This is a genomic window from Bradyrhizobium sp. CCGE-LA001 (genome assembly GCF_000296215.2).
Taxonomy (GTDB): Bacteria; Pseudomonadota; Alphaproteobacteria; order Rhizobiales; family Xanthobacteraceae; genus Bradyrhizobium.
Genome location: NZ_CP013949.1, coordinates 1,662,920 through 1,676,274 on the forward strand (window position 1 = coordinate 1,662,920; position 13,355 = coordinate 1,676,274).

Sequence of the window (13,355 nt, forward strand, 5' to 3'; positions counted from 1 at the left end):
TGGTCCCCCCTAATCCTCAAAACGAAAGCGATAGGTTTCGCCGTGCCTAACGACGCGGCCCGCGGTCGGCGCCGGGAAATGGCCGGTGAGCAGATAGCTCGGCGTGTCCGCAAGCTCTTCCAGCAGCGCAAGCCGCGTCGCGATCGCGGCGGCCGGATCGACGTCGGCGGCATTGGAGAGCCACGGCGCGGCGCACTGGATCGGATGATGGATGACGTCGCCGGACATCACCGCGTGATCGTGGCCGCCGTTGAGATGGATCTGCATGTTGCCGGCGGTGTGCCCCGGCGCCGGCGCAAAGCGCAAGGCAGCGTCGCGATCGCTAAACAGACGATGATCGGTCTCGACCAGTTCGGCAAGGCCGGCCGCAACCACCGGCAGCACGGAATCCGCGAACGAGCCGTGGTTCACCGGGCTCTTCGGCGCGGCATTGTGCGCGGCCTCGAAATGCCGATATTCGGCGCGGCCCATCAGATAGCGCGCGTTGGGAAAGGTCGGCACCCAGCGGCCGTCGACGAGCCGCGTGTTCCAGCCGACGTGATCGACATGCAGATGCGTGCACATCACGAAGTCGATCTCTTCAGGGGCAACGCCGAGCGCCCGCATGTTGTCGAGGTAGGGTTGGTCGAGGTCGTTCCACGCCGGCACGCGCGGCCGCTTCTTGTGGTTGCCGCAGCAGGTATCGACGATGGCGGTCCAGCGCGGCGCGCGCACCAGGTAGGAGTGATGGCTGAGGATGAAGCGGCCGGTCTCCGGCTCAATATAGCGGTGATCGAGCCAGCTCCGGTTCTCCGCGATCACCTCATCGGTGACGTTGGCGAAGAGCCAGCTCTTGTCGAAGGCGAGCGCGGGGATCTCGCTGACGAGATCGACCCGCATGCTGCCGATCCGCAAGCTTCGCATCGGTTCAGTTCTTCAGGAGGTCGCCGAACGGCACCCAGCGCGTGCCGTCGAAGCGAATGAGCTGAAGGCTCGTCATCGGCGTATGGCGCTCGGGCGAGTTGTTGACCGCGGTGCCGTTGATCAGCATCGGCAGCCGCACGTCCTTCATTGTCGTGGCCTGCTTCATCACGTTGGCGCGGGTGAGGTCGTTGCCGGAAGCCTTCAGCACCGTCACCAGCGTCTGCGCGATGGTGTAGCCATAGACATTGAGCCAGTCGCTCTTGTTGGCCTCAGGCATGTACTTGTCCATGAAGGCGAGCCATTCCTTGTAGCCGGCATCGTCCTTCAGCGCCGGATCGGTCGCGTCCTTCAGATACTGGCTGGAGATGACGCCCGTGGAATTGTCCTTGCCGGCCGGCTCCAGCACGCCGCTGATCGAAGCCGAGACGTTGGAGATGATGGTCGTGGGCTTCCAGCCGATCTCACCGATCTTGCGGATTGCCTGCGCGGCGAATTTCGGCGTCGCCGCCACCAGCACCACGTCCGCGCCGGCGGTCTTCAGTTGCAGGACCTGGGTGTCGACGGTCGGCGCCGAGGTCTCGTAGGCTGCGCGCGCGACGATGGCTTCACCGCCGCCGAGCCCTTCCTCCAGCGCCTTCAGATAGTCCTTGCCGAGGTCGTCGTTCTGGTAGAGCACGCCGACCTTCGCGTTGGCGTGGCTGGCCTTGATGTATCTGGCATAGGCGATCGCCTCGTCCCGATAGGTCGGCTGCCACCCGACGGTCCATGGATAATTCTTGGGATCGTCCCACTTCGCCGCGCCCGACCCCAGGAAGAGCTGCGGCACCTTGCGGTCGTTGAGATATTTGTGCACGGCGCTGTTGGTCGGCGTGCCGACGCCGCCGAAGATCAGCAGCACCTCTTCACTCTCGACCAGGCGGCGGGTCTGCTCCACCGTTTTCGGCGGGCTGTAGGCATCGTCAGCAATGATCATCTGGATGCGCCGCCCGTTGACGCCGCCCTCGTCGTTCACCTTGCGGAAATAGGCCTCTGCCGACTTCGCGATCTGCGCGAAGGCCGACACCGGTCCGCTCAGCGGCGCCGTGGTGCCGATCTTGATGGTCTTGTCGTCGGCGCCGGGATCGTACTTCGCATTCTGGGCTTGAGCGGTGGCCGCGAGCAGCGGCAGGAGGAAGCAGGCCGCGGGCAGGCGAAGGCGGGCAAGGCGCGCCATGAAAAATCTCCCTGAAATTGCTCTCCGCTTCTCGGTGGAGCGGAGTTGAAACGCGAGAACGACGCCCGAAGCGGACTTGCGGACGGCGATCGTCGCTGCCAGACTTGCAAACGAACGATCGTTCGTACGGTTGACTAGCGAACGATCGTTCGTTAGTCAAGTCGCATGGCTGTTCACACCTCCAGCGCCACGGACGCGGCTGCGCCCACGACCCGTGATCGCATCCTCGCCGAGGCGCTCGATCTGTTCGCGCAGAGCGGTTATGGCGGCGCCTCGATGCGCGAGCTGGCGCGCCGCGTCGGCATCCGCGAGAGCAGCCTCTATAATCACTTCTCCGGAAAGGCCGCGATCCTCGAAGCCATCGTGTCCGAGCATGGCCCGGCCAGCTCGGCGAGCCGGCTGGAGGAGCCGCGCTACAAGCAGCTCGCGCGCCAGCCCGCCGCGTTCTGCCGTCAGTTCGCGCTGGATCTCGTCGAGCAATGGTCCGATCCGCGCGAGCACCAGTTCCAGAAGGTCATCACTGCCGAGCGCAACCGCGTGCCCGGCATCCGCGCCAAATTCGCCGATCATTTCTACGCGCGCGAGCAGAGCATGATGACGGACTATTTTCGCGGTTTCGCGCTCGCCGGCCTGATCTCGACGCCCGATCCGCGCGAGACCGCGCGGCTGTTCGCCGCCGGCCTCATCTACATTCGGCTAGAGCATTACGTGATGGGCGCGGCGCCCTCGCCGCGGCCGAAGGTGATCGAGGCGATCGACCGCTATCTCGCCTTCTTCCTGTCGCTGATCGCGGCAGGCAACGAGGCCGACAACAAGAAACGAAAGCCCAAGGGAGAGAACCGTGGCAAGGCTGCCCCTGATTGATCCGGAGACGACGAGCGGCGACATCCGCGCCTCTTTCGACCGCATGCCAGTCAAGCTCAACATCTTCCGAATGATGGCCCATGCCGAAGCCAACATGATCCCGGCGATGCGACTCGGCAATTCGATCCTGCACAAGCAAAAGCTCTCTGCCGTCAATCGCGAGCTCCTGATTCTGCAGGCGGCGCAGCTGGAGGGCGGCGCCTATGAATGGCGCCAGCACGTGCCGATCGCGCTCGGCGTCGGCTGCACGCAAGCCCAGATCGATGCCGTCGAGCGCGCGGATTACGATGCCCCAGCACTCAGCGAGGCCGAGCGCGCGCTGCTGAAATTGGGCCGCGAGGTCGTCGAGAACGTCCGCGTCCCCGAGACAACGTTCACTGCTGCGCGAAAACATTTCAGCGACCAGGAGATCGTGGAGTCCATCGTCGCGCTCGGCTTCTACATGATGATGGCGCGGCTCACCGAGGCGACCGAGACCGATCTCGATCCCGCCGCCGGCATGAAGGTCTATGACGGCGGCAAGAAGCAGGGCGGCTGAGATGACGGAAACCGAAACCAAGCCGGAGCGCTACGTCCGTCCGCCCAGCGCGGAGTCCCTGGGCGAGGCGCCGGGCAGGGGCCGCCTGAAAGGCCGCCGCATCCTGATCGTCGGCGGCGGCCAGCGCGTGTTCGATGCCGCCACCGATCCGATCGGCAACGGCCGCGCCATGAGCATCCTCTGTGCCCGCGAAGGCGCAAAGGTCGCGGTGGCCGATCTCAACCGAACCTCGGCCGAGCAGACGGTGAAGCGCATCACCGATGAAGGCGGCGAGGGCTTTGCCATCACAGCCGACGTGACGAGCGAAGCCGACGTCCAGCACATGATCGAGGAAGCTCATCGCGCCATGGGCGGGCTCGACGGCATGGTGCTGAACATCGGCACCTTCGGCAAGGTCGGGCTCGATAATGTCAGTCCCGAGGAGTGGAACAGGATCTACGACGTCAACGTCCGCGGTCCGATGCTGTGCTGCCGCGCCGCGTTGCCGAAATTCGACGATGGCGGCGCCATCGTCTTCATCTCCTCTATCGCGGCGCTGAAGGCGGGATCGCAGATGGCGGTGTATGATTCCTCGAAAGCCGCGCTCGGCGGCCTGATGCGCAACATCGCCCATCATGGCGCGCGCCGCGGAATCCGCGCCAACCTCGTCTATCCCGGCCTCGTCGACACCCCCAACGGCCGCGAAGCCGGCGCCGGCCGCCCCTCGCGCGGCAAGGGCCATATCCCTTTCGGCCGCCAGGCCACCGCCTGGGAGATCGCCTATGCCGTGCTGTTCTTCCTCTCGGACGAAAGCGTCTACGTCACCGCCCAGACGCTCGCGGTGGATAGCGGCCTCAGTGGGATGTGAGGCGTAGCGCGGTTCACGGCCATAGACCACCGTCGTCATTCCGGGGCGCGCGCAGCGCGAACCCGGAATCCATGGAGCAGCAGGGTTGGTGGACGGATGGATTCCGGGCTCGCGACTTTCGTCGCGCCCCGGAATGACGCTGCCGCGTATTGCGCTTGGCTCCACCCGGGCTACAACGCTGGTCGATACTCCGGCGTTTTCCAGGCGGTTCGAACCCATGAAAACCACATTGCTCCACCCCGAGAACTACACCCGCTCGCCTTGGAAGAATGGCGGCGGCATCTTCACCGACATCGCCGATGCCCATCGGGCAGGTAGCCCGGTGAAGGATTGGGACAGCCTGCTCTGGCGGTTTGCCTCGACGCCGATCGTGTCGCCCGGTCCGTTCTCCTACATGCCAGGCATCGACCGCCTGCAGATGGTCGTCGGCGGACGCGGGCTGGTGCTGAAATCGCCGGCGCAGGAGTTCGACGAACGTGAACCTTTTACGACGGTGCGCTTCACCGGCGAGATGGAGATCGTCACCGCGCTCGAGGCCGGTCCGGTCGAGGTGGTGAATCTGATGGCGCGGCGCGGGGCGGCGGAGATCGCGCTCGAAGCGCTCCGGGAGCCCGGCCAGCGACCGCTTGCCGCGGGTACGCATCTCGTCTACGCCGCGCGCGGCGATTGCCAGATCCGTCTTGGCAGCGAGGATTTTGCGATTCCCCGCGAAGGCACGCTGAAGGCCGAACTCACCGAGCCGTCGAAGCTTGCGCTCGTCGCGGGCCTGGCCGTGCTGGCCTCGATCCGCATCGTCGGCTAGAAACCCCGCCAAACTGCGTACAAGCCCGGCAATCGGGCAGGTTGACGCGGCAACGCCGGAGCACGATATCTGCCCCGATGCAGACCGCCGCTCGAGAGGCAGGACATGAACGCGCTATCAGACCATCCCGCCTCCGCTACGCCTGCCGATGGCGTGATCGACTGGCTGACCAATGGCACGCGCGACGAGCGCTTCATCGACAACATCTTCGCGCAGATGTGCATCCGCCTCCAGCAGGCGGGCATCCCGCTCAAGCGGTCGACGCTTCACGTGATGATCCATCATCCGCAATGGCTGGGCGCCCGCATGATGTGGTCCAACGGCAAGAGCGAGGCGGAGATCACGCTCGCCGACTATAATGTTCGCGAGCGGTCCGAATATATCGGCAGCGCCGCCAACGAGATCCATGACGGCGCCGACGAGGTGCGCGAAAAGCTCGAACAGGATTCCTCGCTGGGCCGCAAGCACGCCCTCTATGACGACATGCGGTCGCTGGGCATGACCGATTATGTGGCCTGGCCGATGTTCCACACGCTCGGCAAGCGCCACGTCGTGACCTTTGCCACTGACCGCCCCGGCGGTTTCGAGGATGCCCACATCGCCGGCCTGAAGAAGCTGCTGCCGGTGCTGGCGCTGGTCAGCGAAATCCGCATCAAGAACCGCCTGGCGCGTACGCTGCTCGAGACCTATGTCGGCTCCCATGCCGGCGAACTGATCCTCGCCGGCGCCACAAGGCGCGGGACCGGTACGACGGTGCGCGCAGCGATCATGATCTGCGACCTCCGGGATTTCACCAAGATCTCCGACAATTGGCCGCGCGACGACGTCATCGATCTGCTCAACGACTATTTCGACGCGATGTCCGAGCCGATCGCGCGGCACGGCGGCGAGATCCTCAAATTCATCGGCGACGGCCTGCTTGCGATCTTCCCGCTGAGCCAGCCCAATGCCTGCGCCAATTTGCTCCATGCCGTGACCGAGGCGCGCCAGGCCATGGCAGCGCTGAACGAGCGTAACAACGGCACGGGCCGCGCGCCGCTCAATTACGGCATCGGCGTCCATGTCGGCGACGTCATGTACGGCAATATCGGATCGTCGAGCCGGCTCGACTTCACCGTGATCGGCCCCGCCGTCAACATGGCCTCCCGCCTCGAGGCGCTGACCAAGACGATCGGCAAGAAGGTGCTGCTGTCGCGCGATTTCGCCGCGCTGGTGGAGAAGGAGTTCGCGCTGGACCATGTCGGCCGGCACGAGGTGCGCGGCTTCAGCGAGCCGATCGAGCTGTTTGCTTATCCGGGCTGAGTAGCGGACGGCTGCCGAACGCGTCGCCGGGGTCTACTTGCTTTTCGTACCGGGGGCGTTCGGCTCGGCCTGCTGGCCGCCCTGGGTTTGCCTGGCGGGGTCGTTGTCGCCCGGCCGCATCGTCGACGATTTCGCCGGTGCGCTGGCGCCGCCGCTGTTGTTGTCCGAGGACGTATTGAGGCTGGAGGCTCCCGCGCCGGTCGTGGCGCCGGTCCCCGTGGAATTGATGCCCGATCCGGTCCTGGATGCTCCAGTGCCGCTTTGGGCAAATGCGGCGAGGGGCGAGCCGAGAGCCGCAATGAGCGCTGCGAGAACGAGTGCTTTCATGTCCGCTCCTGTGAATTGACGTCAGGCAGCCCCGGCTCTGGTCCGGGGGCTGGGTCGAGCCGGGGCCGCCATTGGCCGGAATTGTGGGACCCCGGCGCGGGGCAATGCGCGGGAATGCGGGGCGTTCCTATTCCCCGCTGATGACACAAGGTAGCGTCACTACGCCGACCAGCGATCCTGCTCTTCCTGGTGAGCGTGCTCGTTCAGCCGGTCGGCGATCTCGTCCGCGATCTCTTCGGTCTCGGCCGAGGCCACCGGCTCGCCCTTGTGCGTCTTCAACTTGTCCTTGTCGGCTTCGATCGGGAAGTCGTCGGGCTTCAGTCCGGCTTCCTTGCTCATGGCGCGCCTCATGATGTCCTCGAACAGGACAACCCGCAGGACGGCCGATCGTTGCTACCAGGATGAAGCCGGATCGACGCAGTTTCTCAGGCGCCGCCAACTGCCCGGGTGACGGTCCCGCTGCCGCCGCAGGTGGCGCAGGGCGCGCCGTCGACGCGCCCCTTGCCGTGGCAGTCCGGGCAGACATCTTCGCCGGTGCCCGTGGTTCCCGGCGCGGCTTCGTCGCCGGGATTGAGCATGGGCTGCGTTCTCGCCGTCGTTGCGCCTTGCGCGTCTGACGTCTTGGTCCTGGTCATCGGCACCTCCTCGAAAAGACCGCAACGCCGCCCGCCGCAGGAAGTGCCTAAGATGCCGCCGCAAAACGCAACCTCATCCTGAGGGCCGGCTACTTCTCGACGGCGCCCGACCAATCCTTGAAGCCGCCGACATTATAGACGTTCTCGTAGCCCATATCCTTCAGGAGCTTGCCGGCCAGCGCCGACCTGCCGCCGGACGCACAATAGAGAATGACGGTCTTGCTCTTGTCGAACGCCTTGTCGTGATAGGGAGATTCCGGATCGGCGCGGAACTCCAGCATGCCGCGCGAGACGTGCACGGCGCCCGCGATCTTGCCGCTTGCGGCGACTTCCGGCGCATCGCGAACGTCCACGACCAGCGTGTTGCCGTTCTTGATCATCTCGGCCGCCTGGTCAGAACTGATCTTGGGGACTGCCGCGTTCGCAGCTTCCAGCATTTGCTTGACGCTTATTGCCATTTCTCTCTCCCTTGCCGTCCCCCGCCTGACGATAGCACATGGATCTCAACCGTGCCTGCTCCAGTCGATGGATGCTCACGCGCGGCGTTTTGTCGGCTTGTTCGCGGCATCGGGCCGCGTCGTGCGGATGGGCAAATGCAGGCGCCTTGTTGAAAGATATCGCCGCGCGGGACGCGTAGGGTGGTGTCGTCGGCGGCTCGGACCAATGCCGCTGCCCCAGCGAGGATGCCATGACGCAGATGTCACGACGAGGCCAGCAATATATGGAAACGGCGCAGAGCCTGCTGCGCGCTGCGATGAGCATGACCGACGAGGTGGTTGCGACGCGGCTGAAGCTGCTGGCCGACGACTATCAGCGCCGCGCCGAGAAGGCTTCGAGCGCCGATGCCGAGAGGTCCGTGGCGCGCACGGCCGCCAGGACCGAACATGATTGGTCGGAGGGCGGCTTTGCGGGTTAGCCGCCCGGTTGCCAACGCGGGGTTGTGCGATTACGCTTTGCGGACGCTACGCCAACGGTCTTCCGTCGCACGTTCATGCCGAAATTCCTTCGCATCGGTGTCCATCAATCGAACGTCTCCGGGTACACGTCGAAGGCCTGGTGCGTCAGGCGCACCGGCTCGACCATCTTCCTGAAATGGGGCGCCGTGGAGGTGCAGGGCACCGGCGCCGCGCGCAAGGTCTACTGGTCGCGTCTGCCGCAGGAGAAGACGATCCGCTGCCGCACCGCGCAGCGCGCGCAGGACTATGCCAAGGCCGCGATCGCGCGGCGCCGCAGCCATCGCTACGAGCCGCTAACGGGAGCCATCGTGCTGCGCCGCCGCCCCGCCGCGCGCGGACCCGAGCTCAAGCAGGCGCTCGCCACCATCCTGATCGTCGACATCGTCGGCTCCACCGCTAAGGCGGCAAAGCTCGGCGATGCGCGCTGGACCAAAGTGATGGGCCATTACTACGCCGCGGTCCGTAAAGAACTGAAGACATGCGGCGGCAAGGAGGTCGTGACCACCGGCGATGGCGTGCTCGCGACCTTCAGGAAACCCGCCGCTGCCATCTCCTGCGCGGCCGCGATCCAGAAGGCCGTGCGCACGCTCGGCCTCGAGATCCGGGTCGGCCTGCACGCGGGCGAATACACCATCAGCGGCGGCGAGATGGTCGGGCTCGCCTTCCACATCTGCACCCGCGTTGCCGCCAAGGCGCGTGCCGGCGATGTGCTGGTGTCGAGCGCGGTGAAGGAGCTGATGACGGCTCAGGCGGCGGTGAGCCTGAAGGATCACGGCATGCACCGGCTGAAGGGTGTGCCGGAACGGTGGAGGCTGTGGCGGGTGGTGGGCTGAGGGATCCCAACAGCTGCCGCGAGGGCTGTGCCCAGCTTCAAGTTTCCGCTTTGATGCTGGCGAAACAGTCCCGTAAGTAAGCGGCGAACGGGCGCCTTCCCTCGTCCTGGCTCCAATTGTCGATCGCAAGGCGAAAGGCACCGGCGGACATCATCGCAACGATGCGCAAGGCCGGGCGCCGCTTCGGCTGCGGCCACATCGCGCAGAGCGCGTCGAACACCGCCTGCTCCTGCTGCGCATATTTCGTGGCCTTACGGGCCTGCAGCATCTCATTGGCGCGGATGAAGCGATCGATCGCCATCATCTGCTTGCGGGCCTCGGCGTTCTCGTAGGATGCGGTGAGCTTCACCAGCGCGTTTTTCACCGCTTCAAGCGGCGTCTGCTTGGTTGATTGCTCCAGAATGGCGAGCCGTATGGTTTCGGCAAGGCCGCCTTGCCAGGCCAGGATGATGTCTTCCTTAGACTTGAAATGATAGAAGAAGGTCCGGCGCGATATTCCGGCTTCCTCGGCGATGGCGTCGAGCGTCGTCGCCTCATAGCCGTTGCGAAGGAACAGCCTCAGCCCGGTGTCGGCAATGCGACGCAACGTCTCGCGGCGCTTTTGCTCCCTCAATCCTTCCTTTTTCGGAGATGCGTCCTCTCCGGCTTGTTTCGACACGAAACGGCCTCATTCAAACTTACACTCAGTGCGATAAATATTCGCATCAAGTGCGAAGTTACTGCATGTGTGGCCGCGCGGCAAGGCTCGGCCGATCAGGCGCGTCTAAACCAGACGAAGGGATGACGATGACTCATCGCGACAATGCGATGCACCGGCCCCGGCGTGCAACCGGCAGGCCTCATTGGCGCTTGCGAACGGCGCCCGGCGTGCGTGCCGTGCGGCCAGCTCATCCCGTCGCGCATCGCCACGCCGGCATCGTGCAAGCCTCCCCCAGAGAGCATGAAGAGCGCCGATTCATCGCGCGCAGCCTCGCCCGCGCGGGCAAGGCGTTGCGATCGCCATATCTCGGCAACATCGGCGTCCTCATTCTGCTGTGCGTCATGTCGTTCCATCCCTGCTTCGATCTGGCGAAGATTGTGTCGAACAGTGTCCTGTGCCTCGGTGCGAAGGCGGCGTTCGCAGCGACGGTCAATCTCGTGGTGAACGACTGGACCCCGACCATCCAGGCCTTCCTCGCCGGGCGCCTTCTGCGCTGGATCGGTCTCAGCCTGCTGGTCGCACTGCTTCCTGCGCTGACTGTCGTTCGCGCCGGCATGCGGGCGAAGCTGCGGGCCTTGGCCGGCCTCACGTTGGCGCGGCTGCGAGGCGCCTCCAATACGTCGTTGCGGCTCGTGAGGAGGCAGCGGCCCGAAACCGTCGGCGGGCGATGACGTTGAGCAAATGGTCGCTTAGCAGGACGTAGCCGAGGACTCCAACATGAACCGTCGACATCTGGTGCTGATCACCTTGGGAGTTTGCCTGATGAGTGCTCCAGTCAACGCAACGCCGCCGAACAAGGTGCTCGGTACCTGGAGAATGGTCTCCGCCCAGATCGATCCCGACGGAAAGAACCTGCCGGCCTATGGCGCGCGGCCGAACGGGATGCTGACCTTCACGCCGGACATGCACTTCATCGAGGTGCTGACCGATGCGGACATCCCGCGCTTTGCCTCCAACGCGCGGGGCGAGGGCACGGATGCGGAAAACCGCGCCGCCATGGCCGGCAGCATCGGCTTCTTCGGGACTTACACGGTGGATGAGAACGGCGAGTTCAGCGGCAACAAGGTCGAAGGCTGCACCTTCCCGAACTGGATCGGCAGCGTCCGGACGCGGCAGGACTTGCGTCTGGTGGTCGACGGCGACACCATGACCGAGAATTTCCAACGCCCTGACGGCACCAAGATCCGCATCACGTTTGAGCGGGTCCGCTGACGAACAGGGCGCTGTCCACTCCGCACCCTCGCCGGGGCGGAGACTGTATCGAGGTGGAAAGGTGAGCGCATTGCGTGTTCTGCGGTTGTCGCGCCAATGACTGGCCGGACATCGAGACAGTGTCAGCGCGATAGGCGTGAAGGGGCATGCGCAGTGTCTATCCATTCGATCCCAGGTGCCTGCGTTTGACGCAAGATGGTTTCGACAAACGGGGCGAGCAGATCTCGCACCGCTTCAGCTGCGTTGGTCAAAGGGAAATTGCCGGACGAGATCATGGAACAGGTCAGATAAACAGGTGGCTCGATCGCCTCCGGCGCGCCGAGGTCGTCGCCTGACATGTCGGAAAGATCGCCCTTGGGCAGTACCGAGCCGCCGACGCCCGCCCGCACAGCGCTAATGATGTTTGCCACGACGTCGGCTTCCATCACCACGTTCGGCGAGAGCTTGGCTGTTGCAAACGCACGGTCGAGCGCGGTGCGCGTCATGTTCGGGGAAGGTGGTAGGATGAGCGGCAGCAATGCGAGATCGACGAGTTGCACCGGCTTGCCTTTCGACGCCGCGCGATGGCGAACCAGAAATAGCCGCTGCCTGAACAGCGGTGTACGTGCAACCGTCGGAGCGAATTCGTCCTCCAGCACAAGGCCAAGGTCGAGTTCATGCTCGATCACGCGCCGCTGGATCGTTGGGCTGTCGGAAACCGCCATCTTGAGCACGACGTCGGGAAGGGACTCCTTGCATTTCTCCATGAATGCCATGGGCGCGGTCGTCAGGAGGGTCGACGACATCCCGAGCCGCACGATCCCCTTCGCCTGTCCTGTGCCGGATCGCACGATGCCCGGAAGCTGCTGCAGCCGTCGCAAAATGGAGGATGCCTCTCGATAGAGTACCTCGCCGGCGGCGGTCGGGCGAACGCCGCGCGCGCTACGCAGGAGCAGGCCCACGCCGAGCTGCTCCTCGAGTTGTGCGATCTGCTGGCTGAGCGCCGGCTGCGCGACGTGGATCGTGGATGCTGCCCGTGAGAAGCTGCCTGCATCTACCACGCTGACGAAGTAATGCAGATGACGGTACTGCATCATGCGATGAGGTCCGCGCCGGGCCGCGTGTTCGCGGCGATCTGGTCTTTCATGAAGCGGATCAGGACGTTCTTCACGGCTTCGCCGGCGTGCGTAAGCGGGAAATCGCCGGATGAAACGAGCGAGCATGTGAGAAATATCGGCGGCTCGATGAGCAGCGGTTCGGCGAACGCACCCGGATAGACGTTCTCGAACGTGCCTGCGTTGAAGATCGAACTTCCAACCCCCGAGCGTACCGCGGAAAGCTCGCTCAGCGCTGCATCCGTCTCGGCGACGATGTTTGGGGTCAGCCTTGCCTCCGCAAAAGCGCGGTCGATGACGATGCGCCGGTGCTTGGGGAGTGGCGGGAGCACGAGCGGCAATCTCGCAACCTGCTCGAGGGGAATCGTGCCGCGGTATTCGGTCAGCTGCTTACCTGTCACCAGGTAGAGACGTTGCCGATAAAGCGGATAGCGCGAGAAGTTCGGCACGAAGTGATCTTCGAACACGACGGCCAGGTCGAGCATCTGCGCCTCGATACGGGCTTGAAGGACGTCGCTGTCGCCGTCCGAGAATTTCAGGGTCACTTTTGGGAGGGCTTCGCGGCATGCCGCCACGGCGGGACCGGCAAGGGCGCCAGCGATCGCCACCGTCATTCCGAAGTTGACGATACCCTCGACATCGCCGGTGCTCGACCGCACAATTCCGGGAAGCTGCTCGAGTTGGCGCAGGATTTCCGTGGCCTCGCAAAACACGATCTCGCCGGCGGCTGTGGGCCGCACGCCGCGCGAGCTTCGTTCGAGCAGGACGATGCCGAGACGCTCTTCGAGCTCGCCGATCTGCTGACTGAGCGCAGGTTGCGCAACATGAATCTCCGCGGCGGCGCGCGAGAAGCTGCCGGCTTCGACCACCTTCACGAAATAGCGCAGATGACGAAACTGCATGACCGCGTGCCGCCCCGACCGCTTTCCCGGCTGGCGCGTGCCGTTCCCTCCGACCGCGGAGCCGTCAGTTTGCACTATTACACGCAGCAGGCGAGCCGGCACCTGCAAAGTTGTCGCGATGATCCAAGGGGTTGCGCGTAGGTTGCCGCGACGGGGCGCCGGTCCGGCACTCTGCCAGCTGCGCATGCAGTGCGGCGGACTTTGTCGATCGAAGCCCTGAAAGGTTC

At 64.7% G+C, this 13,355-nt stretch carries 18 protein-coding genes; 9 read left to right on the plus strand and 9 right to left on the minus strand.

The window, feature by feature from the left end; genetic code table 11:
• Positions 1–9: 9 nt before the first annotated feature.
• Together BCCGELA001_RS07960 and BCCGELA001_RS07965 are read right to left on the minus strand one after the other, a co-directional pair.
• A complete protein-coding gene (locus BCCGELA001_RS07960; RefSeq protein WP_060735013.1) occupies positions 10–903 on the minus strand; it encodes an MBL fold metallo-hydrolase in 894 nt (297 codons plus the stop codon).
• A gap of 4 nt (positions 904–907) precedes the next feature.
• Complete coding sequence (locus tag BCCGELA001_RS07965; RefSeq protein ID WP_060735014.1) at positions 908–2,116, minus strand: ABC transporter substrate-binding protein; 1,209 nt, start codon at positions 2,114–2,116, stop codon at positions 908–910.
• A gap of 165 nt (positions 2,117–2,281) precedes the next feature.
• Here BCCGELA001_RS07965 and BCCGELA001_RS07970 point away from each other — a divergent pair, with 165 nt between their 5' ends.
• The 5 genes from BCCGELA001_RS07970 to BCCGELA001_RS07990 all read left to right on the plus strand — a co-directional run bounded on the left by BCCGELA001_RS07970 (position 2,282) and on the right by BCCGELA001_RS07990 (position 6,469).
• Positions 2,282–2,980 (plus strand): TetR/AcrR family transcriptional regulator, encoded by a 699-nt coding sequence (locus tag BCCGELA001_RS07970; protein ID WP_060735015.1) that lies wholly within the window; start codon positions 2,282–2,284, stop codon positions 2,978–2,980.
• Positions 2,958–3,518 carry a carboxymuconolactone decarboxylase family protein gene (locus tag BCCGELA001_RS07975; RefSeq protein WP_060737550.1) on the plus strand — a complete coding sequence of 187 codons (561 nt, stop codon included), beginning with the start codon at positions 2,958–2,960 and terminating at the stop codon, positions 3,516–3,518. Before BCCGELA001_RS07970 ends, BCCGELA001_RS07975 begins: the two co-directional genes overlap by 23 nt.
• A 1-nt stretch (position 3,519) precedes the next feature.
• Complete coding sequence (locus BCCGELA001_RS07980) at positions 3,520–4,365, plus strand: SDR family NAD(P)-dependent oxidoreductase (RefSeq protein WP_008561760.1); 846 nt, start codon at positions 3,520–3,522, stop codon at positions 4,363–4,365.
• A gap of 217 nt (positions 4,366–4,582) precedes the next feature.
• Positions 4,583–5,167, plus strand: coding sequence for a HutD/Ves family protein (locus BCCGELA001_RS07985; RefSeq protein WP_060735016.1), 585 nt, complete (start codon positions 4,583–4,585; stop codon positions 5,165–5,167).
• 105 nt (positions 5,168–5,272) lie between these two features.
• Positions 5,273–6,469, plus strand: coding sequence for an adenylate/guanylate cyclase domain-containing protein (locus BCCGELA001_RS07990; RefSeq protein WP_008561749.1), 1,197 nt, complete (start codon positions 5,273–5,275; stop codon positions 6,467–6,469).
• Between the two features lie 33 nt (positions 6,470–6,502).
• Here the strand turns inward: BCCGELA001_RS07990 and BCCGELA001_RS07995 are convergent, their stop codons facing one another.
• From BCCGELA001_RS07995 to BCCGELA001_RS08010, 4 genes are all read right to left on the minus strand, one after another.
• Positions 6,503–6,796, minus strand: coding sequence for a hypothetical protein (locus BCCGELA001_RS07995; protein ID WP_008561747.1), 294 nt, complete (start codon positions 6,794–6,796; stop codon positions 6,503–6,505).
• A 159-nt stretch (positions 6,797–6,955) separates the two neighbouring features.
• Positions 6,956–7,135, minus strand: a complete 180-nt coding sequence (locus BCCGELA001_RS08000; RefSeq protein ID WP_008561745.1) for a hypothetical protein — start codon at positions 7,133–7,135, stop codon at positions 6,956–6,958.
• An 86-nt stretch (positions 7,136–7,221) separates the two neighbouring features.
• Complete coding sequence (locus BCCGELA001_RS08005) at positions 7,222–7,431, minus strand: hypothetical protein (RefSeq protein ID WP_008561743.1); 210 nt, start codon at positions 7,429–7,431, stop codon at positions 7,222–7,224.
• 89 nt (positions 7,432–7,520) lie between these two features.
• Positions 7,521–7,889, minus strand: a complete 369-nt coding sequence (locus tag BCCGELA001_RS08010) for a rhodanese-like domain-containing protein (protein WP_060735017.1) — start codon at positions 7,887–7,889, stop codon at positions 7,521–7,523.
• A gap of 230 nt (positions 7,890–8,119) precedes the next feature.
• On the opposite strand from BCCGELA001_RS08010, the gene BCCGELA001_RS08015 reads away from it, so the two are divergent.
• Positions 8,120–8,347, plus strand: a complete 228-nt coding sequence (locus BCCGELA001_RS08015) for a hypothetical protein (protein ID WP_193409767.1) — start codon at positions 8,120–8,122, stop codon at positions 8,345–8,347.
• A 75-nt stretch (positions 8,348–8,422) separates the two neighbouring features.
• On the plus strand, positions 8,423–9,220 hold the full coding sequence (locus BCCGELA001_RS08020; RefSeq protein ID WP_008561737.1) for an adenylate/guanylate cyclase domain-containing protein: 798 nt from the start codon (positions 8,423–8,425) through the stop codon (positions 9,218–9,220).
• 37 nt (positions 9,221–9,257) lie between these two features.
• Here BCCGELA001_RS08020 and BCCGELA001_RS08025 read toward each other — a convergent pair whose 3' ends face one another.
• The gene (locus BCCGELA001_RS08025; RefSeq protein WP_060735018.1) at positions 9,258–9,878 is read right to left on the minus strand and encodes a TetR/AcrR family transcriptional regulator; all 621 of its coding nucleotides are present in this window, start codon (positions 9,876–9,878) and stop codon (positions 9,258–9,260) included.
• A 122-nt stretch (positions 9,879–10,000) separates the two neighbouring features.
• Here BCCGELA001_RS08025 and BCCGELA001_RS08030 point away from each other — a divergent pair, with 122 nt between their 5' ends.
• Positions 10,001–10,591, plus strand: coding sequence for a hypothetical protein (locus BCCGELA001_RS08030; protein WP_060735019.1), 591 nt, complete (start codon positions 10,001–10,003; stop codon positions 10,589–10,591).
• A 91-nt stretch (positions 10,592–10,682) separates the two neighbouring features.
• Complete coding sequence (locus tag BCCGELA001_RS08035; RefSeq protein WP_008561720.1) at positions 10,683–11,132, plus strand: lipocalin-like domain-containing protein; 450 nt, start codon at positions 10,683–10,685, stop codon at positions 11,130–11,132.
• Positions 11,133–11,254: 122 nt separating this feature from the next.
• Here BCCGELA001_RS08035 and BCCGELA001_RS08040 read toward each other — a convergent pair whose 3' ends face one another.
• Together BCCGELA001_RS08040 and BCCGELA001_RS08045 are read right to left on the minus strand one after the other, a co-directional pair.
• Positions 11,255–12,208: a LysR substrate-binding domain-containing protein gene (locus BCCGELA001_RS08040; RefSeq protein ID WP_144441202.1), complete on the minus strand. Its 954-nt coding sequence runs from the start codon at positions 12,206–12,208 to the stop codon at positions 11,255–11,257.
• Positions 12,205–13,314: a LysR family transcriptional regulator gene (locus tag BCCGELA001_RS08045; RefSeq protein ID WP_236840828.1), complete on the minus strand. Its 1,110-nt coding sequence runs from the start codon at positions 13,312–13,314 to the stop codon at positions 12,205–12,207. Before BCCGELA001_RS08045 ends, BCCGELA001_RS08040 begins: the two co-directional genes overlap by 4 nt.
• Between the last annotated feature and the right edge of the window lie 41 nt (positions 13,315–13,355).

Coding starts and splice junctions, on each gene's coding strand:
- BCCGELA001_RS08015 (WP_193409767.1), top strand. CDS start 8,120: ATGACGCAGATGTCACGACGAGGCCAGCAATATATGGAAACGGCGCAG.
- BCCGELA001_RS08020 (WP_008561737.1), top strand. CDS start 8,423: ATGCCGAAATTCCTTCGCATCGGTGTCCATCAATCGAACGTCTCCGGG.
- BCCGELA001_RS08035 (WP_008561720.1), top strand. CDS start 10,683: ATGAGTGCTCCAGTCAACGCAACGCCGCCGAACAAGGTGCTCGGTACC.
- BCCGELA001_RS07990 (WP_008561749.1), top strand. CDS start 5,273: ATGAACGCGCTATCAGACCATCCCGCCTCCGCTACGCCTGCCGATGGC.
- BCCGELA001_RS08010 (WP_060735017.1), bottom strand. CDS start 7,889: ATGGCAATAAGCGTCAAGCAAATGCTGGAAGCTGCGAACGCGGCAGTC.
- BCCGELA001_RS07995 (WP_008561747.1), bottom strand. CDS start 6,796: ATGAAAGCACTCGTTCTCGCAGCGCTCATTGCGGCTCTCGGCTCGCCC.
- BCCGELA001_RS07980 (WP_008561760.1), top strand. CDS start 3,520: ATGACGGAAACCGAAACCAAGCCGGAGCGCTACGTCCGTCCGCCCAGC.
- BCCGELA001_RS07965 (WP_060735014.1), bottom strand. CDS start 2,116: ATGGCGCGCCTTGCCCGCCTTCGCCTGCCCGCGGCCTGCTTCCTCCTG.
- BCCGELA001_RS08045 (WP_236840828.1), bottom strand. CDS start 13,314: ATGCGCAGCTGGCAGAGTGCCGGACCGGCGCCCCGTCGCGGCAACCTA.
- BCCGELA001_RS08005 (WP_008561743.1), bottom strand. CDS start 7,431: ATGACCAGGACCAAGACGTCAGACGCGCAAGGCGCAACGACGGCGAGA.
- BCCGELA001_RS07970 (WP_060735015.1), top strand. CDS start 2,282: ATGGCTGTTCACACCTCCAGCGCCACGGACGCGGCTGCGCCCACGACC.
- BCCGELA001_RS08040 (WP_144441202.1), bottom strand. CDS start 12,208: ATGATGCAGTACCGTCATCTGCATTACTTCGTCAGCGTGGTAGATGCA.
- BCCGELA001_RS07960 (WP_060735013.1), bottom strand. CDS start 903: ATGCGAAGCTTGCGGATCGGCAGCATGCGGGTCGATCTCGTCAGCGAG.
- BCCGELA001_RS07985 (WP_060735016.1), top strand. CDS start 4,583: ATGAAAACCACATTGCTCCACCCCGAGAACTACACCCGCTCGCCTTGG.
- BCCGELA001_RS08030 (WP_060735019.1), top strand. CDS start 10,001: ATGACGATGACTCATCGCGACAATGCGATGCACCGGCCCCGGCGTGCA.
- BCCGELA001_RS08000 (WP_008561745.1), bottom strand. CDS start 7,135: ATGAGCAAGGAAGCCGGACTGAAGCCCGACGACTTCCCGATCGAAGCC.